The organism is Variovorax sp. Root473, from assembly GCF_001426505.1.
In the GTDB taxonomy this organism is placed as follows: domain Bacteria; phylum Pseudomonadota; class Gammaproteobacteria; order Burkholderiales; family Burkholderiaceae_C; genus Variovorax.
On record NZ_LMEV01000001.1, the window covers coordinates 88,314 to 114,846 of the forward strand.

Sequence of the window (26,533 nt, forward strand, 5' to 3'; positions counted from 1 at the left end):
CATGAGCAGCATTCAGTACCAGCAAGACGCCGACGGCATCGTCACCCTGACGATCGACATGCCCGGCCAGTCGGCCAACACCATGAACACGGTCTTCCGCACCGATCATGCGGCCGCGGTCGATCGGATCGAGGCCGAGCGCGACCGCATCACGGGCGTGATCGTCACGTCGGGAAAGAAGACCTTCTTCGCCGGTGGCGACCTGCACAGCCTGCTGGCCGTGCAGGCGGACGAGGCCGGTGCGCTCTTCGAGCGCGCGCAGGGCATGAAGGCCACGATGCGCCGCCTCGAGAAACTGGGCAAGCCGGTCGTGGCGGCCATCAACGGCACCGCGCTGGGCGGCGGCTTCGAGCTGTGCCTGGCCTGCCACGCCCGCTTCGCGCTGGACGACCAGCGCATCGCCCTGGGCCTGCCCGAAGTGGGCCTGGGCCTGCTTCCCGGCGGCGGCGGCATCGTGCGGCTGGTGCGCATGATGGGACTGGAAGCGGCCATGCCCTACCTGATGGAAGGAACCACCTTCGCCCCCCGCAAGGCCGTGGCGCTGGGCCTGATCGACGACGTGGCCGCCGACAGCGGCACGCTCCTTGAAAAAGCCCGCGCCTGGATCCTCGCCAACCCGCAAGCCGTGCAGCCGTGGGACCGCAAGGGCTGGCAGTTGCCCGGCGCCACGGCGCTGGCACCGGCCTCTCTGACCTTCCTGCGCACCGCGCCGGTCCAGCTCATGAAGAAGACGCGCGGCTGCTATCCCGCGCCGCAGGCGATCTTCTCGGCCGCGGTCGAAGGCGCGGTGGTGGACTTCGACACCGCCAGCACCATCGAGAGCCGCTACATCGCACGCCTGGCCCCCGGGCCGGTCGCCAAGAACCTGATCACCACGTTCTTCTTCCAGATGAACGAGATCAAGTCCGACAAGGGCCGCCCGGCCGGCTTCCCGCCCGCGAAGTTCCAGCGCGTGGGCGTGCTCGGCGCGGGCATGATGGGCGCGGGCATCGCGTACGTGAACGCCATGCGCGGCATCACCACCGTGCTGAAGGACGTGTCCGTCGAGCAGGCCGGCAAGGGCAAGGCGTACAGCGAGAAACTGATGGCCAGGCGCATCGCCAAGGGCGCGCTGACCGAGGCCCGCCGCGACGAGGTCCTGCAGGCCATCGTTCCCACCGCCGACGCCGCCGATCTCTCCGGCTGCGAGCTCATCATCGAGGCCGTCTTCGAGAACCGGGAGCTCAAGGCGCGGGTGACCGCCGAAGCCGAGCCGCTGCTGGCCGGCAACGGGATCTTCGCCTCCAACACGTCGACGCTGCCGATCACCGGCTTGGCCCAGGCCAGCCGCAACGCGGACCGCTTCGTGGGCCTGCACTTCTTCTCGCCCGTGGACCGCATGCCGCTGGTCGAGGTCATCAAGGGCCGCGAAACCTCGCCCGAGACGCTGGCGCGCGCACTCGACTATGTCAGGCAGATCGGCAAGACGCCGATCGTGGTCAACGACGCGCGCGGCTTCTTCACCAGCCGCGTGTTCGGCACCTTCACCAAGGAAGGCGCGGCCATGCTGGGTGAAGGCGTTCCCGCCGCACTGATCGAGAACGCGGCGCTCGGCGTGGGCATGCCGGTCGGTCCGCTGGCCGTGATGGACGAGACCTCGATGGCACTGAGCCTGTCGGTGAAGCGGCAGACCGAATCGGACCTCGCCGCCGAAGGCAGGGCCATGGCCGCGCACCCGGGCTGGGACGTGATCACGCGCATGGCCGACGGCCTCGGCCGCCCTGGCCGCGCGGGCGGCGGCGGGTACTACGACTATCCCGAAGGCGCGCCCAAGCGGCTGTGGCCCGGGCTGGTGCAGGAGTTCGGCCGGGACGGCGTCGACGTGCCGCTGGCCGATCTGCGCGACCGCATCCTCTACATCCAGGCGATCGAATCGATTCGGATCATGGAAGAAGGCGTGATCGACCATGCGCGCGACGCGAACATCGGCTCGGTGCTGGGCATCGGCTTCCCGCGCTGGACCGGCGGGACGCTGCAGTTCGTGAACATGGTCGGACTGGACGCCTTCGCAAGGCGCGCCTCGGCCCTGGCCGCGCGCTACGGCGAACGCTTCGCGCCGCCGGACATGCTGCTGGACATGGCACGGCGCGAGGAACGCTTCGTCTGATCGATACGGCGCGCCGGCGCGCATCGGCTGGCGCTCCCCTCACATCACTACAAGGAGACAACTTCATGATGAATCGCCGTCAGACGCTGGCACTGGCCGCCGCCGGCTTCGCTGGCCTCAGCTCGGTGCCCGCCCGGGCCCAGGAGGCCGCATGGCCGGGCCGCCCGATCACCCTCGTCCTGCCGTTTCCGGCGGGCGGCCAGACCGACGGCGTGGCGCGCATGCTCGCGCGCAGCCTCGAGCCGGTCCTGGGCCAGCCGGTCGTGATCGACAACCGGCCCGGCGCCAACTCGCTGATCGGCACCAACATGGTGGCCCGCTCGGCGCCCGACGGCTACACGCTGCTGCTGAACATGACTGCGCTGGTCAGCAACCCGATCCTGCTGCCCAACATCACCTACGACCCGCACAAGGACTTCGCGCCGGTGGCGCGGCTGTATGAGTTGCCGGCGATCTGGGCCGTGCCGGGCAATGGGCCCAGGACGCTGGCCGAGTTCGTGAAGAACGCCAAGGCGAGCAAGGCCCCGCTGAACTTCGCCACCACGGGCCATGCGTCGAGCTCGCACTACTTCGGCGAGGTCTTCGCGCGCGGCGCACACATCGAACTCAACCATGTGCCCTACAAGGGCGAGGCGCCGATCCTGCCCGACCTGAACGCCGGCCGGCTCGACGCCGCCGTCATCTCCAGCGCCAGCGCCGTCACGTTCGGCGCCGATGGCCGCCTGCGCAACCTGGCCGTGTCCGGCCCTCGCCGCTGGAAAGCGCTGCCCGACCTGCCCACCTTCCTGGAGCTGGGAATCCCCGGCATGACGACCGAGAGCTTCTGCGGCATCTTCGCGCCCGCGAAGACGCCAAAGGCCGTGGTCGACAAGCTCTACACCGCCATCCAGCAAGTGACGTCGCAGGCGGAGTTCCAGAAACAGATGCTCAGGTACGGCCTCGAAGTGGCGCCGCCGCTCACGCCCGAGCAGTTCGCCGGGGTGATGCGCAAGTCCGCCGAGGAGTGGACCGCCATCAAGAAGCAGAGCGCGATCCTGGTCAATTGAACATGGCCACCGACTCGCTTCATCGCGCCTGGCGGGTGCACAACGCCTTGCCGGGCGCCATTCCGCGCCTGGACACCGTCGCCACGCCGGCCTGCGGGCCGGGCGAGGTCCGCGTGCGCGTGCGGGCCTTCGCGATCAGCTTCGTGGACCTGCTGCTTATCGAAGGCGGCTACCAATGGAAGCCGCCCACGCCCTTCGTGCCCGGATCTGAATTCAGCGGCGTGGTGGAAGCCTGCGGCGCAGGCGACACTCACGGCCTCCACGTCGGCGATCCGGTGTGCGGCGTGCGCCAGGGCGCCTGGGCCGAAACGCTCGCGCTCCCCGCCACGGCCGTGCACAAGCTCTCGGCCACCGCGATGCAACGAGCCGGTGCGGATTGGGACACCGAGGCCTCGGCCCTCATGGCGCCCGGCGCCACGGCGCTGTATGCCTTGCGCGAGCGCGCGCAGTTGCGGCCTTCGGAGAACCTGCTGGTCCTCGGCGCGGCCGGTGCCGTCGGGCATGCGGCGGTGCAGGTCGGCAAGGCGCTGGGCGCACGGGTGATCGCAGCCGCGTCCTCGCCCGACAAGCGGGCCGCGGCGATGGCCGCCGGCGCCGATGTTGCGGTGGACAGCAGCAGCGGCGCATGGAAGGACGAGGTGAAATCCCTCTGCGGCGAACCGGGTGTCGGCGTGGTGTTCGATCCGGTCGGTGGCGACGCCACCGACACGGCCTTTCGCACGCTGGGCTGGAACGGGCGCCACCTGGTTGTCGGCTTCACCAGCGGCACCATCCATGCCCTGAAAACCAACCTCGCGATCGTCAAGGGCGCTTCGCTGATCGGGGTCGACTACCGCCAGGCCGCCGCGCGCGACAGCAGCGTCACGCGGCAAGTGCAGGCGGATGTCCTTCGGCTGCATGCCCAGGGCCTGGTCCGCCCGCGCATCCAGGAGGTGCTGGCACCCGCGCAACTGGCGCAGGCCTTCGCGCAGGTGCGCCGGCGCGAGACGCTGGGACGGGTGGTGATTCGCCTGGCGCCCTGACGCGCCCTCAAGGCACGGCGCTTCACGCCGCGCCCGTCGTCTCCAGCCAGAGCTTGCCGATGCTTCGGCGTTCGTGCAGCGCGCTCAGGGCCCGCGGGGCTGCCTCGAACGCAAAGCCCTGCCCTTCCAGCAAAGCCAGCGCGCCCCGGGCGTGGGCCTCGTACACATCCGAGGTCAGCCGGTTCGCCAGCGCCGCGTCGCGCTTGCGCACCTCGCCCCAGAGAACGCCGTGGGCCGTGGCGTTGTGCAGCAGCAGCTTGTTGGCAGGCAAGGCGGTGATCGCGCCGCCTGCGAATCCGACGATCAGGTAGCGCGCCCCGAAGGCGAGGCAGCGCAGGCTCTGGACACCCACGTCGCCGCCGACCGGATCGAACACAACGTCGACCCCTTCGGGCGCATGGCGGCGAACGGCGTCCACCCAATCGCCGGCCAGGTAGTCGATGACCTGATCCGCGCCCAACGCCTTCACGGCCGCGACCTTGGCCGCGCCGCCCGCCGTGGCAATGACGCGGGCACCCAGCCAGCGCGCAAGGGCCACGGCCGCGCTGCCGACGCCGCCGGACGCCGCATGGACCAGCACCGTTTCCCCCGGCCGCAGCCGCGCCACTTCCCGCAGGGCGTACAACGAGGTGGGAAAGTTGCTCCGCAGCGCCAGTGCCACGCCGGGTGCCAGGCCCGACGGCAGCGCGAGCGCGAACCGGGCCGGCACCCGCGCGAACTCGGCCCATCCACCCTGCTGGCAGGAACTGGCGACGCGCGTGCCAACGGGCAAGCCACCTGCAGGGCCTTCGACGATCACGCCGACCACTTCCGAGCCTGGAACGAAAGGCAGCGGCGGCTTGATCTGGTAACGCCCGCGCACGATCAGCGTGTCGCCGAAAGCCAGGCCGCAGGCTTCCACCCGGATCAGGTACTCGTGCGCCCCGGGCACGGGGCGTTCGACCTCGCACAGTGCCAGGCTGGGCGGCTCCGTCAGCGCCGCGACCTGCCAGGCGCGCATACGCGGGCCGCTCATGCGGCCGTGAACCGCGCCAGACCGTTGTTGAGCACGACCACGTCCCGCTCCTTGACGCGGACCCGGAACGCGGCCTCGCCCGCATCGCCTCCATCGGCCCCATCACGCAGCCAAGCCTCGAAGACCAGCGTCTCGCCGGGATAGACGGGCGCCGTCAGCCGCGCGCGCAACTCACGCAAGCGCGACGGCTGCTGGTCGCAGAAGGCCTGGACCAGCGCGCGCCCCGCCATGCCCCAGGTCGCCAGCCCGTGCAGGATCGGACGCGGGAAGCCGGCCTTCGCGGCCATGGCCGGATCGGCATGCAAGGGGTTGAGGTCGCCACTGAGCCTGTAGACCAGCGCCGCCTCGGGGCGGGTGGGCATCTCGAGCACGCACCCGGGCGGGGTCTGCGGCATGCCGGGCGCCGCGGGCGCCGGTGCGTCGCCGCCGCTGCCGCCGGAGAACCCGCCATCGCCCCGCAGGAACAGGACCTGCTCCGCGGTGGCCAGCAGCACGCCGCTTTGCGCATCCTTGAGCGTCTTCTCGACATGCATCACGGCGCCCTTGCCCTCGCCCTTGTCGACAATGCGGGTGACGCGGCTCTCGCCCACGACCGCGCCGGCCACGGGCAGCGGCGCATGGATGACCACGCCCTGCTCGCCGTGCACCAGCTTCAGGAAGTCGATTCCGAGCTCGGTGCGCTCGCGCATCCAGGCCCCGGGCGAGGCCAGCACCGCAGCCATCGTGGGCAGGATGACCAGCTCTTTCTCGTACACGTAGCGCAGTTGCCGCGCGTCCACCGGGTCGCTGCCGATGCCCAGTCCCAGCGCATAGAGGATGGTGTCGCGCGCGGCATAGGCGTGATGAACGGCGCCGGAGCGCCAGGCCTTGGTCTTGTCGTAGTCGATCATGATTTCGATGGATGGGAAGAAGGAAGTGCGGCCCAGCGGAACTGCGCCGGCTCACGGGATGCGAAGCGGCGTATCGATTCGCGGGCGTAGTCGCTGGCACCGGCCATGGCCTGGCCCGTGGCTTCCATGTCGAGCATGGTCGTCAGGTCGGACTGCAGCGATGCGTGAAGCGCCTGCTTCGAGAGACTCAGGGCCAGCGGCGATGCGCCTTCCAGGCTGTGCGCGATCTCGAGTGCGCGCGCCAGGAGTTGCTCCGGCGCGTGCACCTCGAGCGCCAGGTTCATGCGCAGCGCCTCGTGCGCGCCGAACTCGCGGGCCGAATACACCAGTTCCTTGGCCCGCTGCAAGCCGACGACGCGCGGCAAGGTGTACCAGGCACCGACATCCGGCACGAGCCCGATGCGGTGGAACACCATGGCCATGCGGGCGCGGTCGCTCACCAGCACCATGTCGGCCCACAGCGCCAGGCTCAGCCCCGCGCCGAAAGCCACGCCGTCGACGGCGGCGATCACCGGCTTGTCCAGTCCGGCCATGGCCGTTGTGAGGTCGCGGTAGCGCCCCATGCCGGCGCGCCGCTGCTCGGGGGTGCGCGCACCGCCCTGCCCCATGCCCTTGACGTCGCCGCCCGCGCAGAAGTCGCCGCCCGCGCCGGTCAGCACGACGGCGCGAACGGTCTCGTCGTCGCGCGCGGCGCGCAAGGCGGCGGTCAGCGCGTCGGTGGTGGCCGCATCCAGGGCGTTCTTGGCCTGGGGACGGTTCAAGGTGATCAGCAGGACGCCCGCGCGGCGCTCCAGCACGACGGTGTCGCTCATCGGGCAGTCTCCTGTTTCAGTGTCGAAATGGGTGTGCCGCGCTGCATCACGTCGCAGAACTCGGTCATGCCCAGGGCGGTGTGGCCTTCGCACGTGTAGGTGCTCATGCTCTCGGTGATGCGGGTGTAGCTGTCCGGGTCCGACGCATCCTTGCGCTTGTGGCGCAGCGGCAGCGTGGCCAGGATGCGCCCTTGCAGCTCGTAGGTACGTTCGCTGGTCTTGATCCAGGCGCTGAACCGGCGGGGATACCAGTGCGCGTCGTAGTCCGCGTCGATGCGTCCGTCGAGCACCGGCTCGTAGACGCCGTTGCGCAGCACGTTGCCGCTGATGCGGTTCGGGCCGCCTTCGGGCCGCCCCTTGACGGACAGCAGCACGCCGAAGTCGCGGCTGAAAGCCACGGGCAACCACTTGTACCAGTAGAAGCTGTGCCAGTGGCGCGGGCCCCACGACTTGTCCCGGTAGCCGGTGGCGTCGATCAGCTCGAAGTGCTGGTCGTCGACGACGATCCGGCCGCGCACGGCCATGTGCTGCTCCGTATGGCCGCGGTAGACGGCCTGCTCCGGATCCAGCGCGATCGGGGCGCCGTCCATGCCGACGATCTCTCCGCCGTGCATGGGCGAGACGCCCTCGAACTCCAGCTGCAGCTCGGCACGGCGCTTGGGGTAGCGCTTGAAAGCCGCGCTCGGATCGGCCATGGCATGCGGGTCGTCCATGACCAGCAGCTCGCCCACGTACGACACCCGCAGGCGGCGAAAGGGCTCGAGCACCTCGAAGCGCATGCCCGCGGCCGCCATCTCTCGGTTGCCGGTGATCGCGGGGCGCGCGAACATGAAGCCGACGCGCCCGTCAGGCAGGTAGACGCAGCAGCTCATCTCCGCGTGCCCTTCGTTGGGCCGGTTGCCGATGCGCATCCACGCACCCACGCCCTGCCGCGTGTCGAACACGTTGAAGTACATGCTCTCGTTGTAGTTGGATGCCGCTTCGGGGTCGTGCGTGTACTCGTCCCGGGGGTCCAGGCGCAGCCGCGAGTTCGGGGGCATATACATCAGAGGTCTCCTGGGAAAATTTCTGTCGGATCGCACGTCCGGTCGGCGCCTCAGGCCAGCACGCGACAGGCTTGCGCCCACCCGGCTTCGGCGGTCGCGTGGACCCGCGCGGCCACGTCGCGTGCGCGCGTGTTTGCCGCATTGCCATCGAGGGCCCGCTTCGCCACGCCCTGCTGGATCGCGGCCAGGCGGAACATGTTGAACGCCATGTAGAAAGGCCAGTGGGCCAGGATCGCGTCGGCCCGGCGCCCCGTGTTCTCGGCGTACATGGCCACATAGCCCGGCTCCTCGGGGATGCCCAGCGGCGCCAGCGCCACGCCGGCCAGGGTGCGGTGCGTTCCCAGCTTCAGGTGCCAGGTCATGCAGTGGTAGGCGAAGTCCAGCAGGGGATCGCCGAGCGTCGAGAGTTCCCAGTCCAGCACCGCCACGATGCGCGGCTCGTGCGCATGCCACACCACGTTGTCCAGGCGGTAGTCGCCGTGCACCACGGTCGTGCTCTCCTGGACGGGAATGCGTTCGGCGAGCCAGGCCATCAGGTTCTCCATGGCCTCGATGCGCCCGGTCTCGCTCGCGCGGTACTGGCGCATCCAGCGTTCGAGCTGACGCTGCGCATAGCTTCCGGTGCGCCCGTAGTCGCCCAGTCCGTGCGCGTCGGGCTGCAGCGCATGCAGCCGCGCGAGCACGCGGTTGAGTTCAGCGTAGTGGTCGCGGCGGCCGGCCGGCGTCATTCCCGGGAGGGTCTGGTCGTCCAGGATGCGGCCGTCCACGAAGTCCATCAGGTAGAACGCGCTGCCCAGCAGCGCCGAGTCTTCGCACAGCAGGCGCACGCGCGGCACGGGCACGTCGCTCGGCCCGAGGGCGTGCATCACGCGGTACTCGCGCTCGATGGCGTGCGCCGAGGGCAGGATCGGCCCCAAGGGCTTGCGGCGCAGCACATACCGCCGGTCGCCGGCGCCGACGATGTAGGTCGGGTTCGACTGCCCGCCCTGGATGCGCTGCACCGTCAGCGCGCCGGCGAAGGGCTCGACCTCCCGGCCGATGAGCTCGCCCAGGCGGGCGGTGTCGAGGTCGTGGGCTGCCGCTTCCATCCGCCGCTCAGAGGCTGATGTGGAAGCCGCCGTTCACGCCCAGGTGCTGGCCGGTGACGTAGCTGGCGCCGTCGGACAGCAGGAAGCAGACCGCCTTGCCCGCTTCGTCGGGCGTCGACCAGCGACCCATGGGGATCTGCGCCAGCATGCCGTCGCGGAATTTCTCGCCGCGCACCACCTCGGTCATCGGGGTTTCCACCACGCCGAAGCACACCGAGTTGGCGCGGATGTTGTAGCGCCCCCATTCGCGGGCGGCCGTCATCGACATGGCCAGCAGGCCCGCCTTGGCCGCGGCATAGTTGATCTGTCCGATGGAGCCCTTGCGGCCGGCGTCCGACGAGATGTTGACGATGGAGCCGCCCGTCGTGTCGCCGGCCTTGGCGCGCTCGACCATGTGGCGGCCGGCGGCGCGCGTCCAGTAGAACGAACCGGTCAGGTGCACGTCGATGACGTCCTGCCATTGCGGATCGGTCATCTTCTCGATCATTGCCGGACGGATGATGCCCGCGTTGTTCACCAGCCCGTGCACCGCCCCGAAGCGGGCCACGCCATCGGCCACGGCGCGGTCGGCCAGCGCCGCATCCGCCACGCTGCCCTGGACCGCCAGCACGCGTCCCTCGGGCTGCTGCGCCGCGACCGCCTTCAGCGTGTCGCCATTGAGGTCGACCGCAATGGCGTTGCCGCCGAGCGCGACGACCGTCTCGACGATCGCCTTGCCAATGCCCTGCCCCGCGCCGGTGACGACGATGGTGCGGCCTTCGAGGGAAACGATGGGATGCATTCGATACTCCTTGTTTGATGGTTGAACCAATGATATTCTAGGTACCTGTTTCCCGTCAATTGGAGAAGTCATGACGATCAAGGGTCAGGCCTGCATCGCAGGTGCCTATGAACATCCGACGCGCAAGGCGCCGGACAAAACGGTCGCGCAGCTGCACGCCGAGTGCGCGCGCGGCGCGCTGCAGGACGCCGGCCTCACGCTGGCCGACGTGGACGGCTATTTCTGCGCCGGCGACGCCCCCGGGCTGGGCGCCAACAGCATGGCCGACTACCTCGGCCTGACGCGGCTGCGCCACATCGACAACACCGACACCGGCGGCTCGGCGTACCTGATCCACGTGGCGCATGCCGCGCAGGCCATCGCCGCCGGCAAGTGCGACGTGGCGCTGATCACGCTGGCCGGCCGGCCGCGCACCGAAGGGGGCAGCGGCGTGGGCGTCGGCCAGCGCCTGGTCACCGCGTCCACCCCCGATGTGCCCTGGGAGATGTCGTACAGCCCCGTCACGGTGAACATGTATGCCCTGGCCGCCGCGCGCCACATGCACGAGTTCGGCACCACTTCCGAGCAGCTCGCCTGGATCAAGGTCGCGGCCGCCGCCCACGCGCAGCACAACCCCCACGCCATGCTGCGCGACCCCGTCACAGTGGCCGACGTGCTGGCCTCGCCCCTGATCGCGGACCCGCTGCGCAAGCTCGATTGCTGCGTCGTCAGCGACGGCGGTGGCGCGCTGGTGGTGGTCCGCCCCGAGATCGCGCGCAGGCTGAAGCGGCCCGTGGTGAAGGTGCTCGGGGCCGCCGAGACCATCAAGGGGCAGGCCGGCGGCCAGGTCGACCTCACCTGGTCGGGTGCGGCCGTCACGGGCCCCGCGGCCTTCGCCGAGGCCGGCGTCAAGCCCTCGGACATCCAGTACGCGTCGATCTACGACAGTTTCACGATCACCGTGCTGATGCAGCTGGAAGACCTTGGCTTCTGCAAGAAGGGCGAAGGCGGCCGCTTCGTGGCGGACGGCAATCTCATCTCCGGCGTGGGCAAGCTGCCATTCAACACGGACGGCGGCGGGCTGTGCAACAACCACCCGGCCAACCGCGGCGGCATCACCAAGGTGATCGAGGCCGTGCGCCAGCTTCGCGGCGAAGCGCACCCCAAGGTGCAGGTTCCCGGCTGCCACCTCGCGCTCGCGCAAGGCACCGGCGGCCTGCTCGGCTCGCGCCACGGCAGCGCCACTCTGATCATGGAAAGGGAATGAGGAATGACGACACCCTATGTTGAACGCCCCCTGGCCGCCCCGCTGGTCGACGCCTCCAGCGAAGCCTTCTGGTCGGCCGCGCGCGACGGCCGCCTGACGACCCGCCGCTGCCAGTCGTGCGGCAAGCTGCATTGGTATCCCCGGCCGATCTGCCCCTACTGCCAGGGCGACACCGACTGGGAAGCGCTCAGCGGCCTGGGCAGCGTCTACAGCGTCAGCGTGACCCGCAAGGCGGGCCCCCATGCCTACGCCATTGCCTATGTGACGCTGGACGAGGGCATCACCGTGCTGAGCAACATCGTGGACTGCGACCTGGACACGGTCCGGATCGGGCAACGCGTCAAGGTCGTGTTCAAGTCCGCCGAAGACGGTCAACCCGTTCCCATGTTCGCCCCGGCCTGAAGTCCGCCATGAAGACACTCCACTTCGAGGTCGTGAATCGCGTGGGCTGGATCCGCCTGGCCCGTCCCGAAAAGCACAACCCGTTCGATGCCGAACTGCGCGCCGACCTGATGGAGGTGCTGGCGCAGGTGCGCGAAGACTTGGACATCCGCGTGCTCGTGCTCGCGGGCAGCCCCGGCGTCTTCTGCGCCGGCGGGAATCTGCATGTCCTGCAGGAGCACCTGGACGCCGGCCCGCAGTACTGGCAGCAGCGCATCAAGACCGGCCTGCGCTTCGTCCAGGACCTGATGAACATCGGCCGCCCCGTGATCGCGGCGGTGGACGGCCCGGCCATGGGCGCCGGCTTCGCCCTGGCCCTCAGCGCAGACATGGTCGTTGCCTCATCCAACGCCCGCTTCTCGATGGCCTACCTTCGCCTGGGCCTGGTGCCCGACCTCGGCGCGCTGTACCTGCTTCCGCGCGCCGTGGGCATGCAGCGCGCCAAGGAACTGATGTTCTCCACCCGCGACGTCGACGCCGAGGAGGCGCTTCGCCTGGGCCTGGTGATGGAGGTCCACGACAGCGCGCTGCTGGAAGAACGCGTGCGGCAGATCGCCGAGAGCCTGACGAACGCCGCGCCGACCGCGCTGGCGCTGACCAAGGCGGCGCTGAACGCATCGCTCGACGCCGACCAGCAGACCATGTTCACGCTCGAGGCGAGCAGCCAGGCCGCCGCCTTCAGCGCTCCCGAGCCGCGCGTGGCGATCGAGGCCATGCTGGCCAAGACGTCCCCACCCTATCGCGGCTTTCCCAAGGTGAAAAGATGAGCACACTCCAAGGCAAGACACTGTTCATCACCGGGGCCAGCCGGGGCATCGGCCTGGCCATCGCGGTGCGCGCCGCGCGCGACGGCGCGAACATTGTGATCGCCGCCAAGTCGGGCGATCCGCATCCCAAGCTGCCGGGCACCATCCACACGACGGCGGCGGCTGTGGAAGCCGCGGGCGGGAAGGCACTTGCGCTGGTGGTCGACATCCGTCACGAAGACCAGGTTCAGGCGGCGGTCGAGCAGGCCGTCGCGCGCTTCGGCGGCATCGACATCTGCGTGAACAACGCCAGCGCGATCAGCAAGACCGGCACGCTCGAAACCGACATGAAGCGCTTCGACCTGCTGCACGGCATCAACACGCGCGGGACCTATCTGGTCACGCGCAGTTGCCTGCCGCACCTGCTCAAGGCCGAGAACCCCCATGTGCTGATGCTCTCGCCGCCGCTGAACATGGAGGAACGCTGGTTCAAGCCGAACGTGGCCTACACCATCGCCAAGTTCGGCATGAGCATGTGCGTGCTGGGGATGGCGGGCGAGTTCCGCGACCGCGTGGCCGTCAACGCGCTGTGGCCCAGGACCTTTATCGGAACCGCCGCGGTGCAGAACATCCTCGGCGGGGACACCACCATGAAGCGCACGCGCCGCCCCGACATCGTCGCGGACGCCGCGCACGCCATCCTGACGCGCGACCGCTCCTTCAGCGGCAACTTCTGCCTGGACGAGCAGGTGCTGCGGGACACCGGCGTCACTGACTTCTCCGGGTACAGCGATTGCCCGGAAGACGACCTGATTCCGGACTCCTTCATCTGAGAAGGCGGGAATCCCGGCCGCTTCATGCGGCACGGGGAAGGCGCGCGGCGCCCCCCCCCCNGGCGGCCAGCTGCTCCGTCATAAAGGCCTTGGTGGGCGGCACATCCCAACCCACCGCATCGAAGCCCAGCTCCGACAGCTTGGCCTTCACCTCAGGCAGCATGACGACGGCGTTGATCTCGCGCGTCAGTGTCTGCATGATGGCGGGCGGCGTCTTCGCCGGGGCCATCAGGGCCGCCCATCCGGGCATATCCACCGCGGGGTAGCCGAGTTCGGCGAATGTCGGAACGTCCGGGTAGCTGGGCGAGCGCTCCTTGGTGGCCACGGCAAGCGCGCGGATGCGCCCCGGATAGCGGCGCGCCCCGCCCACCGAGGTGAACGACGCCTGCACCTGACCGGCGAGCACGTCCATCAACGCGGGTGTCTCGCCCTTGTAGGGCACGTGCACCACGTTGATATCCGCGGCCATGTTGAACAGCTCGCCCACGAAGTGCCCACCGCTGCCGGGCCCATAGGAAGCGTAGAACAGCTCGCCGGGACGCGTCTTCGCCAGCGCCACGAAATGCTTGAGCGTGGAAGCCGCGATCGACTCGCTGATGCCCAGCGCAATGGGCGTGAGCGCCAGCATGCTGATCGGGGCGAAGTCTTCCACCTTGTAGGGCACCTTTTCCAGCAGCACCGTGTTGCTGAGAAAGGCGCTGTAGGCCAGCAGTAGCGTGTGACCGTCTGCCGGGGCGTTGGCGACCGCCGAGGCCGCCAGCGCGCCGCTGGCACCCGGGCGCGCGTCCACGATGCAAGGCTGCTTCAGCCGCTCGCTGAGCTTCTGGCCGATGAGCCGCATCATGATGTCGTGGCCACCCCCGGCCGCCGTGGGAATCACGAAGCGGATGGGTCCGGTGGGATAGCTGCCGCCCGGCTGGGCATGAACGGCGGGGGGCACGCCGCCCAGTGCGGCGGCACCGACCGCCATGACTTGTCTACGGTTGAGATTCATGGTTGTGTTGTCTCCAATTTTTATTGGTTGAACCTTATTGCACGCACACATGAAAAGTCAACGGGGTGAGCGCATGACTTCCTAGGGGTTGACCACCAGTCCTCCCGCGTTGACGCAGCTCTTGTCGCCAAATATCATTGGATCAACCATTAATATTTGGAGACGAGATGAGCCCCTACGGACCGAAACGCCTGCGTGCGCTGGCTGCGGCGGCGCTCGCACTCATCGGCTTCGCGGTTCAACCCGCCGCGGCGCAAGGGTGGCCGCAGCGGCCTGTGCGCCTCGTGGTTCCATTCGCGCCCGGCGGCGTGTCGGACGTGGCCGCCCGCCTGGTGGCCAACGACCTGGGCAAGGCGCTCGGCCAGAGTGTGATCGTCGACAACAAGGCCGGTGCGCAAGGCGTGGTCGGTTCCTTGCAGGTCAAGCAGGCCACGCCCGACGGATACACCCTGGTGCTGATGTCGTCGTCAGTCGCCTGCGTCAACCCGTACCTGCGCAAGGAGTTCCCCTTCTCGGCGCAGCGCGACTTCGCGCCCGTGGGAATGATCGGAAGCGCGCCGCTGATGATGCTGGTCTCGCCGTCGCTGGGCGTTCGGACGCTGCCCGAGTTCCTGGCCTATGCCAAGGCCAACGTTGGCAAGGTCAACTACGCCACGCCGGGCATCGGCGGATCAGGCCATCTGTACAGCGAGGTCTTCAACGCGCAGCGCGGCCTGGGCATGCTGCATGTGCCCTACCAGGGCGGCGCCCCTGCCATCCAGGCGATGCATACCGGCGAAGCCGCCATGACCATGGCCGACATGTCCTTCGTGGAATCGCAGGTCAACTCCGGCAAGCTCGTGGCACTGGCCGTTGCCGGCGAGCAGCGCTGGCCGCGCCTGCCCAACGTGCCGACCTTCATCGAGAGCGGGCACTCCATCAACCTCGTGGGCTGGGTCGGCCTCATGGCGCCGGCGGGCACGCCCGCCGCGGTGCTGGAGCGGCTGAACGAAGAGCTGCGCAAGATCACAGCCACTGCCGCCAACAAGGACACCCTGCTGCGCATGGGCGTGCTCGCCGGCACGGGCAGCACCGCCGACATGACGCGCGCGCTCGTGCAAGGTTGCCCGCCGTGGGGCGAGGCCGTGCGTCAGGCGGGCATTCGACCCGAGTGAGGCCGCGCCCACCTGCGTGCCTGGCACCGGGTACGCCTGACACGGAACCTGACACGGAACCTGACACGGAACCTGACACGGAACACGCCCGGCACGCCGATTGACGGCAAGCCATTCCAACCCCAACCACTCCGCCGGATCAAGCACCACACACCATGGGCCCGCTGCACGGAATCAAAGTCATCGAGATGGCGGGCCTTGCGCCCGGACCCTTCGCATCCATGATGCTGGCGGACATGGGCGCGCAGGTGCTGTGCATCGAACGCCCGGCACCGGCGGGCGCGCGCACGCAGCGCCCGGCCGCGCACATCCTGCAGCGCAATCGGCGCTCGCTCGCACTGGACCTCAAGAAGCCCGCCGCGGTCGATCTGCTGCACAACCTTGTTGCGTCGGCCGATGCGCTCATCGAGGGCTTCCGCCCCGGTGTCATGGAAAGGCTGGGCCTGGGCCCGGACACCTGCCTCGAGGCGAATCCGCGCCTGGTGTACGGCCGCATGACAGGCTGGGGGCAGGACGGGCCGCTGGCGCAGGCGGCCGGCCACGATGCCAACTACATCGCGCTGGCCGGCGCCCTGCATCCGCTGGGCACGCCGGGCACGCCGCCGCCGCTGCCTCTGAACCTGCTGGGCGACTTCGGTGGCGGTGCGATGTACCTGGCCTTCGGCCTGGTCTGCGCGCTGCTCGAAGCGCGCGGCTCCGGCAAGGGCCAGGTGGTGGACGCGGCGATGGTCGACGGGGTGGCCTCGCTCACCGCATACCTCCATGCGTCGCGCGCGAACGGGCGCTGGCGGGACGGGCGCGGCGAGAACATTCTGGACGGCGCCTCGCCCTGGTATCACGTCTACACCACGGCGGACGAGCGCTACGTCACGGTAGCCGCCGCCGAGCCGCAGTTCTACGCCGAACTGCTGCGCCGGTTGGGGCTGGACGCAGAGGCGCTTCCGGGCCAGCACGACCGCGCGGGATGGCCGCGGCTGCAGGCCCGGCTGACGGAAGTGTTCCGCAGCCGCACGCAGGCCGAATGGCGAGAACGGCTGGAAGGCACCGACGCCTGCTTCGCACCCGTCATGCCCTTGTCGGAAGCGCCCGGGCACCCGCACCTGAAAGCCCGTGGCACCTTCGTTGAACTCGATGGCGTGGTGCAGCCGGCGCCGGCCCCGCGGTTCAGCCGGACCTCGCCCGAAGCGCCGAAGGCCTGGATACCGGCCGGCGTGGATGACGAGCGCACGCTCGATGCATGGGGCATCGGCGCCGAGGCGTTCCGCGCCTTGCAAGCGGCGCAGGTGTTCGAGTGATGTGATCGATGGCGCATGGCTGCGCGCCATGCGCCGCGATCTTCCCGCCATTCGCCCCGCGCCCGAGGGCTAGGACGCGCCCAGGATCTTCCAGACCGAGGCGACCGTCATCACGGGCTGGCCCCCGCAACTGAGCACGCCGTCGGTGAAGACGACCGAGGGCGACACCTTGCGCACGTGCGTCTCGAACCGGGGCCACGCGCCCGCCGCCACGTCACCCAGGCGCCGCACCTGCATGCCGAGCGTGACACAGCGCCCCATGGAGGCCCGGGCCGACGCTCGCCCGGTGAACACATCGGCAATGAACAGGGCCATGCCGTCATGCATCACCGGCCGCCGCGCGCACGCCCTGCTGGCATCGACTTCAAACAAGGCCGACATCCCGCCTTCGGGCGTGGTGCATTCGTAGACGGAACCCACGTGCCTGGAGAACGGCTCGCGCCACACGGCTTGCGCCCAGCCGGCGGTGTCCGGCCGCGCCGGGGCGGCCGGCGGCTCTTCGGCCTCGGCACCGGGCGCGACGATGCGGTACACCGCGCCCAGGGTGGCCAGGCACTCGCCGTCGGCGGACAGGCGTGCCGTCAGAAAAACCATCGTGCGCGTGACGCGCGTGCGCTCGACGTCGGCGCGGACACGGGCGCCGCCGAGCGCCGCGCTGATGAACTGCACGTCCATCGACAGCATCCGAACATCGGCGCCACCCCCGCCCCTGGCGGCCGCTTCGCCGGCCGCGCGCTCGAGCGCGGCGACGGCCAAAGTCATAACCATGCCGCCATGGAAGCGACCACCGATGTTCAGATGATGCGGCCCCAGCGGGAGCACCGTGCTGCCAGCCCCGTCCTGCGTGTCATGCGCGTCATGCGTGATGGGGCCGACATGGGCGAGAAAGCCCTCGGCGGCTTCCATCTCCTTCATGGCGATGCCTCTGCCTGCCCGAGCACGCCCTGCCGGACCAGCACCTGGATGTCTTCGCTGCCCAGCCCCAGCACGTCGCGCAACACGCTGACCGTGTGCTGCCCGAGCGTGGGTGCGGCTTTCGGGTCGGCCACGGGCGTGCGGCTGAGCCGGTACGGCGGCGCAAGGTTGGGCACCGTTCCCGCGACCGGGTGATCGATGGCCGTCAGCAGGCCGCGCTGGCGCATGTCTTCGCTCGTCATGGCTTCGGCGACGGTGCGCGCGGCGCCCGCCGGCACACCCGCCGCACTCATGAGCGGCAGCCACTCCTCACGGGGCCGGACACTCAGTTCCTCCAGTAGCGCGGCGCGCAGCGCGTCCCGATGGGCGATGCGGGTCCGGGGATCGGCGTAGACGCCTTCGCACAAGTCGGGCCGGAACAGCACGTCGCGCATGAGGCGCTGGTAGCTGCGCTCGTTCGCGCAGCAAAGGTAGATCGGCCCCGTGGCCGTCGCGAACATGCCGATGGCCACGACCACAGGACTGGAGTTGCCCACGCGCGGCGGCTCGTTGCCCGTCGCGACGTAAGTCATCGGCCGGTATCCGACCATCTGGGCGGCCTGGTCCATCATCGCGACCTCGACGAGCTGGCCCTGGCCGTCGCGCGCGCGGGCCGCCAGGGCGGCCAGGACCGCATTGCCGGCCATCATGCCGGTGGTGATGTCGATGATGGGCGAGCCCACCACCACCGGCCCCGCATCGGGATGCCCGTTGAGCGCCATCAGCCCGCTTTCGGCCTGCGCGATCGGATCGAAGCCGACGCGCTGGCCGAGTTCACCTTCGCGCCCCGCCGCGGAGATCGAACAATAGATCAGCCGGGGATTGCGCCGCGAGACGCTGTCGTAGTCCAGCCCGAGCCGCTGCATGACGCCGGTGGAGAAGTTCTCGACCAGCACATCGGCCTGATCGATCAGCTTCAGAGCCAGCTCGCGGCCGGCCTGCGAATACAGGTCGATGCACAACCCCTGCTTGTTGCGGTTGGTCCACAGGTAGCCCAGCGACTCTCCACCCAGCGCAGGCGGCTTGTGCGACCTGAAGTCGTCGCCGCCGGCGGGCTTCTCGATCTTCCAGACCTCGGCGCCGAAGTCCGCGAGGATCTGCGTGCAGTAAGGGCCGGAAAGAAAATGGCTGAAGTCGACAACCTTGAGGCCCTCCAGCGCCAGCGGTGCCCCCGAAGGGCGCGCACGAGGGGAAGGCAGGGACTCAAGCAGCGGTCGGTTCATGGCCCACGGTCCATTGAGGATTGTTGATCTGCAGCGCCCCATGCAAGGTGGCGCGCAGGTGCGGCACCAGCCCGGGGGCATCGAGCGGCAGGCTGCCATCGTCCAGCGCATCCGCGAGTTGCCGGTTCAGCTCGGCCAGCGCATCCTGCGAGTCCAGCAGCTCGCGCAGGCGCAACCACTCCTGCGCTTGCAGCGCCTCGCCCTGCGTCAGCTGGCGAAGCACGATGTGCAGCACGTTCACGCCGACGTGCGTGTGAAAGCGCTGATAGCCGGTCAACGTCGGCAGCAGGTCCTGCTCCAGGTAGTCGACCGTGGCACGGATGAGATCTGGCATGTCGGGAACGAAAACCGTCATTGCGTCACTCCTGCATGCGAGGGGGCCACGAGGCTGAAGAAGTCCCACAGGGGTTCTTCGAGGCGGCGCCCGACGGCACTCAACTCCACGCTCGCGGGACGACCGTCGGCGCGTCGCGCCGACCCGCGCCTGGCGCAGGCGATTGCCCATTTGAGGTTGGAAAACGCCTCCCAGAACCGGACCCGCTCGGAATCGATCGCGCGTCCGCTGGCCGCTTCATAGGCCGCATACAGCGCTTCGCGGTCGCCGAAGCCGCCGACCTCGCCCGCGCCGCCGAAGCGCCAGGAGCGCATGCACAGCACGCCCAGGTCCTGCATCGGATCACCGATGCGGGCGATCTCCCAGTCCAGCACGCAGCGGATGCCTTCCGGCCCCACGATCAGGTTGCCGGTGCGAAAGTCCGCATGCACGAGGGCGGGCTCCCACTGCGCCGGCAGTCGCTCGCGCACCCAGCGCAGGGCGTAGCTCAATGCTGGGTGCCGCACCCCGCACGCGGCCAGCAGGTCGGCGTACACCGCCCACTCGTCGGCGGGCGAGAGCGTCTGCAGAAAAGCTGTCTGCGCGACCGGCGTGGCATGGATGGCGGCCAGGATCTGTCCGCACTGCGCGGCCATGCGGCTGCGTGCTTGCGCGAAGGCGGGATCGCGCACCAGCTTCTTGCCCAGCGTTTCGCCTTCGACGGCTTCGGTGACGTAGCCTGCGCCGAGGCCGTCTTGCTCGCACAGCAGCAAGCGCACCACGGGCGCCAGGGCGCCGTGCGCGCGCGCCACCCGCATGAGCGTGGCGTCTTCGCCGGCATCGAGCTTCGGGACACGTCCGCGCGGGCCATTCGTACCCGGTGTCTGCTGAAGAATCAACGCCTGCGCCGATCCGCCGCAGACCCACTCGAAGGCCCAGGTGCATTTGGTCGCGCCCCCCGTCAGCCTGCGCAGTGCCTGGACGCGGCCCGCCTTGCCTTCATGGCGGGACAGCGCCGCGGCCAGGGCCCGGGCCACCGCGTCGACAGAATCGGCCGCCGCCATCAGATCTTGCGGCCTGTCGCCTGCCAGAAGGGGTCCCGCAGGCGTCGCTTGAAGATCTTGCCGCTGTCTTCGCGCGGCAGCGACGCATGGAAGTCGATGCGCCGGGGCACCTTGTACTTCGCCAGATGGGACTCAAGGTAAGCCTGGATCTCGCGGGCCGTGACCTGCGCGCCGGGAATGAGCTCCACCGCCGCGGCGAGCGACTCGCCGAAATCGTCGTCGGGGATGCCGAAGACCGCGCAGTCCTGCACGCCCGGGCATTGGGTCAGCACCATCTCGATCTCGGCCGGGTAGATGTTGGTGCCGCCGGAGATCACCATGTCGGAGCGGCGATCGCACAGGTACAGACGACCGTTCTTCAGGTAGCCGACGTCGCCCACGCTGATCAGGCCGTCGCGCTCCACGCTCGCACGCTTGTGCGCGTTGTTCAGGTAGGTGAAGTCCGCGTAGGCCGGCACGCGCATGTAGATCTCGCCGGGCTCGCCGTCAGGCGCGGGCTTGCCGTCTTCGTCATAAAAGGCGATGCGCGTGCCGGGTGTCGGCACGCCCACCGACCCCGGATGCGCCAGCCAATCCTGCGGCGTGGCCAGGGTGGCGGTGCCGACCTCCGTGCCGCCGTAGGTCTCGTAGATGATCGGACCCCACCATGCCATCAGTTCCTGCTTCACCTCCCGCGGACAGGGGGCCCCGGTGTGCGTGACCCACTTGAGCGAACTCAGGTCGTAGCGTTCGCGCACCTCCTTTGGCAACCGGAGGATGCGCACGAACATGGTCGGCACCATCACGGCGTTGGTGATGCGGTGCTTCTCGATGAGCGCCAGCGTCTCCTCGGCATCGAACTTCGATTGCATGACCAGCACATCGGCCAGCCCGAAGGCCTGGCGGCCGTAGGCATTGGGCGACGCGTGGTACAGGGGGCCGGTGACCAGCGCGCGCACCCCCTGCTCGATGCCATAGACGCGCTTGAGCAGATCGGCGTAGATCAGCGTCTCTTCGGGCGAGGCCGGATTGCGCTTGACGCCCTTGGGGTGGCCGGTGGTCCCCGATGTGTAGATCATCGTGGCCCGGCTGCGCTTGGGCGGTTGCGTCCAGGCCTCGAAGCCGTCGGCCCACGTGGGCCAGGCCATGTCGCCCGGGCGCGGCGCACAGGCCGCGTCCGCCAGTCCGTAGCGCGTGCGCACCTCGTGCGGCGTGGGCACCACGAGCACCCGGATCTCCGCGGGAATCTGATCACGAATCGACGCCAGCAGGTCGGCGTGGGCGACCAGCACCTTGGGCTTGCTGTCCTCGAGGATGTAGCGGGCCTCCTCGGCCTTGCCGTGCCAGTTCAGCGGCACCGCATAGGCCCCCACGGCGGCCGTGGCCTGCAGCACCTCGAAGAAGGCGAAGTCGTTGCGCAGCAGCAGCGCGACGGTGTCTCCTTCCTGCAGGCCCAGGCTGACGAAACCGGTGGCCGCGCGCGCGCCGCGCTGGACCAGTTCGTCTCGCGCGACACCGCGCTCATCCAGAAAAATCTTGGCTGAAGTCATCTCTTGTCTCCGTCTCTTCGGCGCATGCAAGCGCCTGTGTTCATCAGTCGGCCAGCGCTTCGGCCAGCTGCATCGCATGCGCGTCGGCGTCGCCCAGGCATTGGTCCAGCACGTGGATGCGGCGAAGGTAGTGGCCGACGGCGTACTCCTCGGTCATCCCGATGCCGCCATGCAACTGGATCGCAAGCTGCGCCAGCTGACGCGCATGGCGCGCCACCGACAGCTTGGCGCGATGCAGCTCGATGCGCGCCGCCTTGCCCTCGCCCGTGTCCACCGCGACCGCCGCGGCGATCGCCATGCTCTTGGCCAGTTCGAGGCTGACGAGCATCTCCGCCGTGCGATGCCGCAGGGCCTGGTTCTGGCCGATGAGGCGGCCGAACTGCTGGCGCGTGCCGAGGTAGTCCACAGCCAGTTGGTACGCGGCGCGCATGGCGCCGGTCATGTCGGCGCAGATGGCCGCGATGCCCATGGCCAGCGTGCCGTCGATCGCGGCAAGGGCATGCGCGCTGTCTTCGACGGGCCCCAGGGGCTGTGCATGGGCCTTGCTCAGGACCAGCTCGCCCGCCGCGCTGTCGTCGACCAGCCGGAAGCTTCGCACCTGCACGCCGGGCGCCTGGGGGTCGACCAGGAACAGCGCGCAGCCCTCGCGCTGGCCGGCGTCACCCGTCAACCGCGCGCTCACGACGATGCGGTGCGCGAAGCCCGCGCCCAGCACCGGCGACTTGGCGCCGTCGAGCACCCAGCCGTCGCCTTCACGGCGCGCCTGCGTCTGCACCCACCACGGCGCATGGCGCCCCACGGCTTCGTCGTGTGCCCAGGCCAGCTGCAGTTCGCCGGTGGCGACGCGCGCAAGGATGTCCGCGCACTGGCTGGCATCGCCCGCCAGGCGCACGGCGGTGGCGCCCAGCACCAGCGGCAGGAAGGGCTCCAGCGACAGCGCCGCGCCCAGCTCCTGCATGACGGGCAGCAGGTCTTCGGCGCGCGCGCCGAAGCCGCCATGCGCGTCCGGGACCGGAAGGCCCAGGAGGCCCAGTTCGCCCATGTGCTGCCAGGTCTTCGGGTCGTGGCCTTGCGGGCTCGCCGCCAGCGCGCGCCGGGCTTCAAAGCCGTAGCGGTCCGACAAGAGTCGCGAGAGGCTCTCGCGCAGCGCACGTTGTTCGTCGTTCAGTTCAAATTCCATGTCTGCTCCTCAGCCCAGGATGAACTTGGACAGGATGTCCTTTTGCACTTCACTGGTTCCCCCATAGATGCTCGCGGCTCGCGAGTAGAAATAGCGCGGCGTCAACGGCCCGTGTACCGTCTCGCCGCTGTCGCGGCGCTCCAGCCCCTGCGGACCCGCGACACGGGCCAGCAAGGCATTGACCTCCTGCTGCAGCTCCACGCCCTTGAGCTTGAGCACCGAGGCGAAGGCCGGAAGGGCCTGCTGCTGCGACGGCGTGAGCAGGAAGCGCCAGTTCGTCACCTCCAGCGCGCGGATTTCCGCGTCCATTGCCGCGAACTCCGCCTGGAGCTTGGGATCGTCCAGGAGATAGCCGCCGCCCTGCCGCGTGCGCATCGCCACCGCGCGTGCGTGCGCCAGCCGTTCGCGGCACAGGCCCACGTTCGCGATGCCGGTGCGCTCGTTGCCGAGCAGGAACTTGGCGCAGTCCCAGCCCTTGTTCTCCTGGCCGACCAGGTTGTCCACCGGCACGCGCACCTCGTCGAAGAACACCTCGTTCAGGTGATGCTCCCCGTCGATCGAAGTGATCGGGCGGATGGTGATGCCCGGCGATTTGAGATCGATGAGCAGGAAGGAAATGCCTTCCTGCTTGCGCGCGTCGGGGTCGGTGCGCACCAGCGCGAAGGTCCAGTCCGCCCAATGCGCGGTCGTCGTCCAGATCTTCTGTCCGTTGACCACATAGTGGTCGCCCTCGCGGCGCGCCGCCGTGCGCAGCGAAGCCAGGTCGGAGCCCGACCCGGGCTCCGAGAAACCCTGGCAGAACCACAGGTCCAGGTTGGCAAGCTTGGGCAGGAAGTACTCGCACTGCGCGGGCGTTCCGAACTTCATGAGCACCGGCCCCAACATCGTGATGTTGAAGACCTGCGGCAGCGGCGCGGGAGCCTGGTAGAGCTCATCCATGAGGATCAGCCGCTCCATCTGCCCCAGCTCGGCGCCGCCGTAGCGCCGGGGCCAATGCGGCGCGGCCCAGCCGCGCTCATTGAGGATGCGTTGCCATGTCACGGTGTCCTGCTTGCCCGGCGGATGGCCGGCGCGAAGGCGGTCCCGGATCTCCACCGGCAAACGCTCGGCCACGAAGGCCCGCACCTCATCTCGAAACCCACTTTGCGCCTGGGTCAGATTCAAATTCATGCATTACTCCAGCGGCCAACGCCTGCACACGCTGCAGGCATCTTTTGCATTCTATGGTTCAACCATTATTTAATGCAAGCGCTTCTTCATGGGCTTTTCGCCGTACTGGCTGTATTACGATCAACGTCCCATCCACATCAGGGAGCACTGTGCGACATTCAGCGCCCATTCACACAGCCCAGGCTCAGAGTCAGGATTCAGCGCCCGTGTTTCAACCGGTGCGCACGCGCCGGGGCTTCGAGGCCATCTGCGATCAGGTTCGCAAGCAACTGGCCAGCGGCGAGCTGCGCCCCGGGGACAGGCTTCCCGCCGAAAAGGATCTGGCCGAGCAGTTCGACATCAGCCGAAGCAGCGTGCGCGAGGCCTTGCGCAGCCTGGAGGCCGCGAGCCTTGTCGAGGCGCGCACCGGCGTGCACGGCGGCTTCTTTATCCGCAAGCCCACGGCAATCAGCTCCGACGGATTCGCGCAAACCGTTCAGGACATGGTGTCACTGGGCCAGGTGTCGATCGCCGATGTCACGGAGGCCCGCATCGAGCTGATGGGCGTGGCGATCCGGTTGGCCAGCGTGCGCGGCACCGAAGAAGACTTCGGCGCCATCGATGCCGACATCCGGCATCACACGGAGCTGTTTCGCACGGGCGGGGGTTCGCGCAACACGAAGTCGGTGATCGAGTTCTATCGGCTCATCGCCCGCGCTACCCACAATGCGGTGATCGTGATGATGGTCGATGCGCTGTCGGAGATCATCCGCACGCTGCTCGCACGCGTGGACCCGCAACCCCGCAAGGACCTGATGCAGGTTCGCCGCAAGGTGCTGGCCCTCATGCGCGCCCGCGATGCTGAGGGCGCCGCCAAAGCCATGGCCCTGCATCTGCGCCGGGTCAACGACTACCTGGAAAGCGAATACGAGAAAACACGCAGCGCACCGCGCAGCGCACCATGACGGCCCCCGAGGCCGTGGGCACCACATCGAAGAAAGTTTCAAGAATGCCGAGAACAACCAAGAAGAGCACCGAGGACGCCGCTGCGCCCGTGCTGCCGCGCTTTGAAGCCGTCCGGTCGCCGCGCGCCTTCGAGGAAATCGCCACACAGATCCGCGCCGAGCTTGCGAAGGGCCGCCTCAAGGTCGGCAGCCGGCTGCCGGCCGAGCGTGCGCTGGCCGTCCAGTTCGGCGTCTCGCGCAACACGCTGCGCGAAGCGCTTCGCTCGCTCGAGCATGCCGGGCTCATCCGCCTGCAAAAGGGCGCCAGCGGCGGCGCGTTCATCAGCGAAGGCTCCGCCGGCGTGATCGTCAACGGCATGGTGGACCTGTACCACATGGGCACCCTCAGCCCGAGCCAGTTGACCGAAGCGCGCATCTGGATCGAGGCCGTGGCGGTCCGCGAGGCCTGCGCCCGGGTGCGCCCCGAAGACGTGCAGGCCCTCAAGGACAACCTCGACCAGGTCTTGCAGGCGTCGCAGGAAGGCGACTTCCCGCGCCGTGTCCAGCTGAACCTGGACTTCCACCGCATCATCGCCCGCATGACCGGCAACCCGATCATGGTGATCGTGATGGACGGCCTGCTCACGGTGCTGGAGCAGTTCGTGCAGAGCATCGGCGACCACGACAATGCGTTCGTCTTTGCCTCGCGCAAGCGCTTCATCAAGCACCTGGAAGAAAAGAACACCGCGGCCGCGATGGCCGAGATGGAAAACAGCCTGAAGCGGCTGGAGCGGGGCTACCTTTCCCGCATCACCCCGGCGCCTGCGCAAGCCAAGGCCACGGCGGCCGTTACAGCAGCTGCGGCGCCGAAGACACGGGCTGCAACCAAGAAGAAAGCGGCCGCCTGATTCAGTTGGCGCCGCGAATGCTCACGGCCGCCTGCACATCGGCGCGGCTGGTGCGGAACTGGTTGGCCGGATGCGCGGTGTCCGCGTAGCCGAACGAGATGCCGCACACGATCCGGCGATCCGGCGGCAAGCCCAGGGCGTCGCGCACGCGCTGAGGGCGTGACGCCAGCGCGGCCTGTGCGATGGTCGCCACGCCCAGGCTCGTGGCCGCCAGCAGGAAGTTCGCGACATAGCCGCCGCAATCGACGGCCCCATAGGTCGACAGCTGCTCGTCGCTCGTGATGATGGCGACGTGCGGCGCGCCGAACAGCTCGAAGTTCTGGCGCGCCTGGCGCGCGGAGGCCTCGCGATCGCCGCGTGCCACGCCCACGGCGTCGTAGAGCGCCAGCCCGCATTCGCGCCGGCGCTCCTGGTAGGCGCCCCGGTACTCGATGGGCCATTGGAAATCCGGCCCGGCCTCGTCCGCTTGCGCGGGCGCGCGCATGGCCTGCCTGAAACGCTCGGTCTCGTCGCCGCAGGTGATCACCACCTGCCAGGGCTGCGCATTGCACCAGGACGCACTGCGCTGGGCCATCGCGGCGATGCGATCGATGATGGATCGCGGCACGGGATCGGGGCGGAACGCCCGGCAGCTGAATCGCGTGTCGAGCAGTTGCGCCAGCTGATCGGCGCGGGCGTCGGAGTCTGTCAGGGAGGTCTGCATTTCTTGGGGTT

25 protein-coding genes and 1 pseudogene are annotated in these 26,533 nt (G+C 69.0%); 11 read left to right on the plus strand and 15 right to left on the minus strand.

Going from position 1 to position 26,533, the window contains the following annotated elements:
- The first annotated feature begins 1 nt into the window (after position 1).
- From ASD34_RS00385 to ASD34_RS00395, 3 genes are all read left to right on the plus strand, one after another.
- Positions 2 to 2,146 carry a 3-hydroxyacyl-CoA dehydrogenase NAD-binding domain-containing protein gene (locus ASD34_RS00385; protein WP_056571540.1) on the plus strand — a complete coding sequence of 715 codons (2,145 nt, stop codon included), beginning with the start codon at positions 2 to 4 and terminating at the stop codon, positions 2,144 to 2,146.
- 65 nt (positions 2,147 to 2,211) lie between these two features.
- Entirely contained in the window at positions 2,212 to 3,192 is a 981-nt protein-coding gene (locus ASD34_RS00390; protein WP_056571543.1) for a Bug family tripartite tricarboxylate transporter substrate binding protein, read from the plus strand.
- A 2-nt stretch (positions 3,193 to 3,194) separates the two neighbouring features.
- Positions 3,195 to 4,214: an NADPH:quinone oxidoreductase family protein gene (locus ASD34_RS00395; RefSeq protein ID WP_056571546.1), complete on the plus strand. Its 1,020-nt coding sequence runs from the start codon at positions 3,195 to 3,197 to the stop codon at positions 4,212 to 4,214.
- 22 nt (positions 4,215 to 4,236) lie between these two features.
- Here ASD34_RS00395 and ASD34_RS00400 read toward each other — a convergent pair whose 3' ends face one another.
- Genes ASD34_RS00400 through ASD34_RS00425 form a run of 6 tightly spaced genes read right to left on the minus strand, consistent with a single transcriptional unit; the run spans position 4,237 to position 9,846 of the window.
- Positions 4,237 to 5,229, minus strand: a complete 993-nt coding sequence (locus ASD34_RS00400) for an NADPH:quinone oxidoreductase family protein (protein ID WP_082548445.1) — start codon at positions 5,227 to 5,229, stop codon at positions 4,237 to 4,239.
- A complete protein-coding gene (locus ASD34_RS00405) occupies positions 5,226 to 6,119 on the minus strand; it encodes a MaoC/PaaZ C-terminal domain-containing protein (RefSeq protein ID WP_056571551.1) in 894 nt (297 codons plus the stop codon). The genes ASD34_RS00400 and ASD34_RS00405 overlap by 4 nt, the downstream gene beginning before the upstream one ends.
- Positions 6,116 to 6,931, minus strand: coding sequence for an enoyl-CoA hydratase/isomerase family protein (locus ASD34_RS00410; RefSeq protein ID WP_056571556.1), 816 nt, complete (start codon positions 6,929 to 6,931; stop codon positions 6,116 to 6,118). Before ASD34_RS00410 ends, ASD34_RS00405 begins: the two co-directional genes overlap by 4 nt.
- Complete coding sequence (locus ASD34_RS00415) at positions 6,928 to 7,977, minus strand: hypothetical protein (protein ID WP_056571559.1); 1,050 nt, start codon at positions 7,975 to 7,977, stop codon at positions 6,928 to 6,930. Before ASD34_RS00415 ends, ASD34_RS00410 begins: the two co-directional genes overlap by 4 nt.
- Before the next feature lie 50 nt (positions 7,978 to 8,027).
- Entirely contained in the window at positions 8,028 to 9,065 is a 1,038-nt protein-coding gene (locus tag ASD34_RS00420; RefSeq protein ID WP_056571562.1) for a phosphotransferase, read from the minus strand.
- Positions 9,066 to 9,072: 7 nt separating this feature from the next.
- Entirely contained in the window at positions 9,073 to 9,846 is a 774-nt protein-coding gene (locus ASD34_RS00425; protein WP_056571564.1) for an SDR family NAD(P)-dependent oxidoreductase, read from the minus strand.
- A gap of 70 nt (positions 9,847 to 9,916) precedes the next feature.
- On the opposite strand from ASD34_RS00425, the gene ASD34_RS00430 reads away from it, so the two are divergent.
- The 4 genes from ASD34_RS00430 to ASD34_RS00445 are packed head-to-tail and all read left to right on the plus strand — an operon-like array spanning position 9,917 to position 13,112.
- Complete coding sequence (locus ASD34_RS00430; RefSeq protein ID WP_056571566.1) at positions 9,917 to 11,092, plus strand: thiolase domain-containing protein; 1,176 nt, start codon at positions 9,917 to 9,919, stop codon at positions 11,090 to 11,092.
- A 3-nt stretch (positions 11,093 to 11,095) separates the two neighbouring features.
- The gene (locus ASD34_RS00435) at positions 11,096 to 11,494 is read left to right on the plus strand and encodes a Zn-ribbon domain-containing OB-fold protein (RefSeq protein ID WP_056571569.1); all 399 of its coding nucleotides are present in this window, start codon (positions 11,096 to 11,098) and stop codon (positions 11,492 to 11,494) included.
- An 8-nt stretch (positions 11,495 to 11,502) separates the two neighbouring features.
- On the plus strand, positions 11,503 to 12,300 hold the full coding sequence (locus tag ASD34_RS00440) for an enoyl-CoA hydratase/isomerase family protein (protein ID WP_056571573.1): 798 nt from the start codon (positions 11,503 to 11,505) through the stop codon (positions 12,298 to 12,300).
- Positions 12,297 to 13,112 carry an SDR family oxidoreductase gene (locus ASD34_RS00445; protein ID WP_056571577.1) on the plus strand — a complete coding sequence of 272 codons (816 nt, stop codon included), beginning with the start codon at positions 12,297 to 12,299 and terminating at the stop codon, positions 13,110 to 13,112. The genes ASD34_RS00440 and ASD34_RS00445 overlap by 4 nt, the downstream gene beginning before the upstream one ends.
- A gap of 61 nt (positions 13,113 to 13,173) precedes the next feature.
- On the opposite strand, the pseudogene ASD34_RS28555 reads toward ASD34_RS00445, so the two are convergent.
- Positions 13,174 to 14,157, minus strand: a pseudogene (locus ASD34_RS28555) (Bug family tripartite tricarboxylate transporter substrate binding protein); the annotation flags it as partial.
- Between the two features lie 116 nt (positions 14,158 to 14,273).
- Between ASD34_RS28555 and ASD34_RS00455 the strand changes: the two are divergent.
- Both ASD34_RS00455 and ASD34_RS00460 read left to right on the plus strand, forming a co-directional pair.
- The gene (locus ASD34_RS00455) at positions 14,274 to 15,260 is read left to right on the plus strand and encodes a Bug family tripartite tricarboxylate transporter substrate binding protein (protein WP_056571583.1); all 987 of its coding nucleotides are present in this window, start codon (positions 14,274 to 14,276) and stop codon (positions 15,258 to 15,260) included.
- Positions 15,261 to 15,415: 155 nt separating this feature from the next.
- Positions 15,416 to 16,555: a CaiB/BaiF CoA transferase family protein gene (locus ASD34_RS00460; RefSeq protein WP_056571586.1), complete on the plus strand. Its 1,140-nt coding sequence runs from the start codon at positions 15,416 to 15,418 to the stop codon at positions 16,553 to 16,555.
- A gap of 69 nt (positions 16,556 to 16,624) precedes the next feature.
- Here the strand turns inward: ASD34_RS00460 and ASD34_RS00465 are convergent, their stop codons facing one another.
- From ASD34_RS00465 to ASD34_RS00495, 7 genes are read right to left on the minus strand one after another with little or no spacing between them, the layout of a single operon-like run.
- Positions 16,625 to 17,470, minus strand: coding sequence for a PaaI family thioesterase (locus ASD34_RS00465; RefSeq protein WP_056571589.1), 846 nt, complete (start codon positions 17,468 to 17,470; stop codon positions 16,625 to 16,627).
- Positions 17,467 to 18,732, minus strand: a complete 1,266-nt coding sequence (locus tag ASD34_RS00470) for a CaiB/BaiF CoA transferase family protein (protein WP_056571592.1) — start codon at positions 18,730 to 18,732, stop codon at positions 17,467 to 17,469. The genes ASD34_RS00465 and ASD34_RS00470 overlap by 4 nt, the downstream gene beginning before the upstream one ends.
- Complete coding sequence (locus ASD34_RS00475) at positions 18,713 to 19,087, minus strand: DUF6285 domain-containing protein (protein ID WP_056571595.1); 375 nt, start codon at positions 19,085 to 19,087, stop codon at positions 18,713 to 18,715. The genes ASD34_RS00470 and ASD34_RS00475 overlap by 20 nt, the downstream gene beginning before the upstream one ends.
- Positions 19,084 to 20,109 (minus strand): phosphotransferase family protein, encoded by a 1,026-nt coding sequence (locus ASD34_RS00480; protein WP_056571598.1) that lies wholly within the window; start codon positions 20,107 to 20,109, stop codon positions 19,084 to 19,086. The genes ASD34_RS00475 and ASD34_RS00480 overlap by 4 nt, the downstream gene beginning before the upstream one ends.
- Positions 20,109 to 21,638: an acyl-CoA synthetase gene (locus ASD34_RS00485; RefSeq protein ID WP_056571601.1), complete on the minus strand. Its 1,530-nt coding sequence runs from the start codon at positions 21,636 to 21,638 to the stop codon at positions 20,109 to 20,111. Before ASD34_RS00485 ends, ASD34_RS00480 begins: the two co-directional genes overlap by 1 nt.
- A gap of 43 nt (positions 21,639 to 21,681) precedes the next feature.
- On the minus strand, positions 21,682 to 22,818 hold the full coding sequence (locus ASD34_RS00490; protein ID WP_056571603.1) for an acyl-CoA dehydrogenase family protein: 1,137 nt from the start codon (positions 22,816 to 22,818) through the stop codon (positions 21,682 to 21,684).
- 9 nt (positions 22,819 to 22,827) lie between these two features.
- Positions 22,828 to 23,988, minus strand: coding sequence for an acyl-CoA dehydrogenase family protein (locus tag ASD34_RS00495; RefSeq protein ID WP_056571607.1), 1,161 nt, complete (start codon positions 23,986 to 23,988; stop codon positions 22,828 to 22,830).
- A gap of 149 nt (positions 23,989 to 24,137) precedes the next feature.
- On the opposite strand from ASD34_RS00495, the gene ASD34_RS00500 reads away from it, so the two are divergent.
- Together ASD34_RS00500 and ASD34_RS00505 are read left to right on the plus strand one after the other, a co-directional pair.
- A complete protein-coding gene (locus ASD34_RS00500) occupies positions 24,138 to 24,932 on the plus strand; it encodes a FadR/GntR family transcriptional regulator (protein WP_235509928.1) in 795 nt (264 codons plus the stop codon).
- A 44-nt stretch (positions 24,933 to 24,976) separates the two neighbouring features.
- Entirely contained in the window at positions 24,977 to 25,819 is an 843-nt protein-coding gene (locus ASD34_RS00505) for a FadR/GntR family transcriptional regulator (protein WP_056571612.1), read from the plus strand.
- A gap of 1 nt (position 25,820) precedes the next feature.
- Here ASD34_RS00505 and ASD34_RS00510 read toward each other — a convergent pair whose 3' ends face one another.
- Positions 25,821 to 26,522, minus strand: coding sequence for a nitroreductase (locus tag ASD34_RS00510; RefSeq protein ID WP_056571616.1), 702 nt, complete (start codon positions 26,520 to 26,522; stop codon positions 25,821 to 25,823).
- Positions 26,523 to 26,533: the final 11 nt, after the last annotated feature.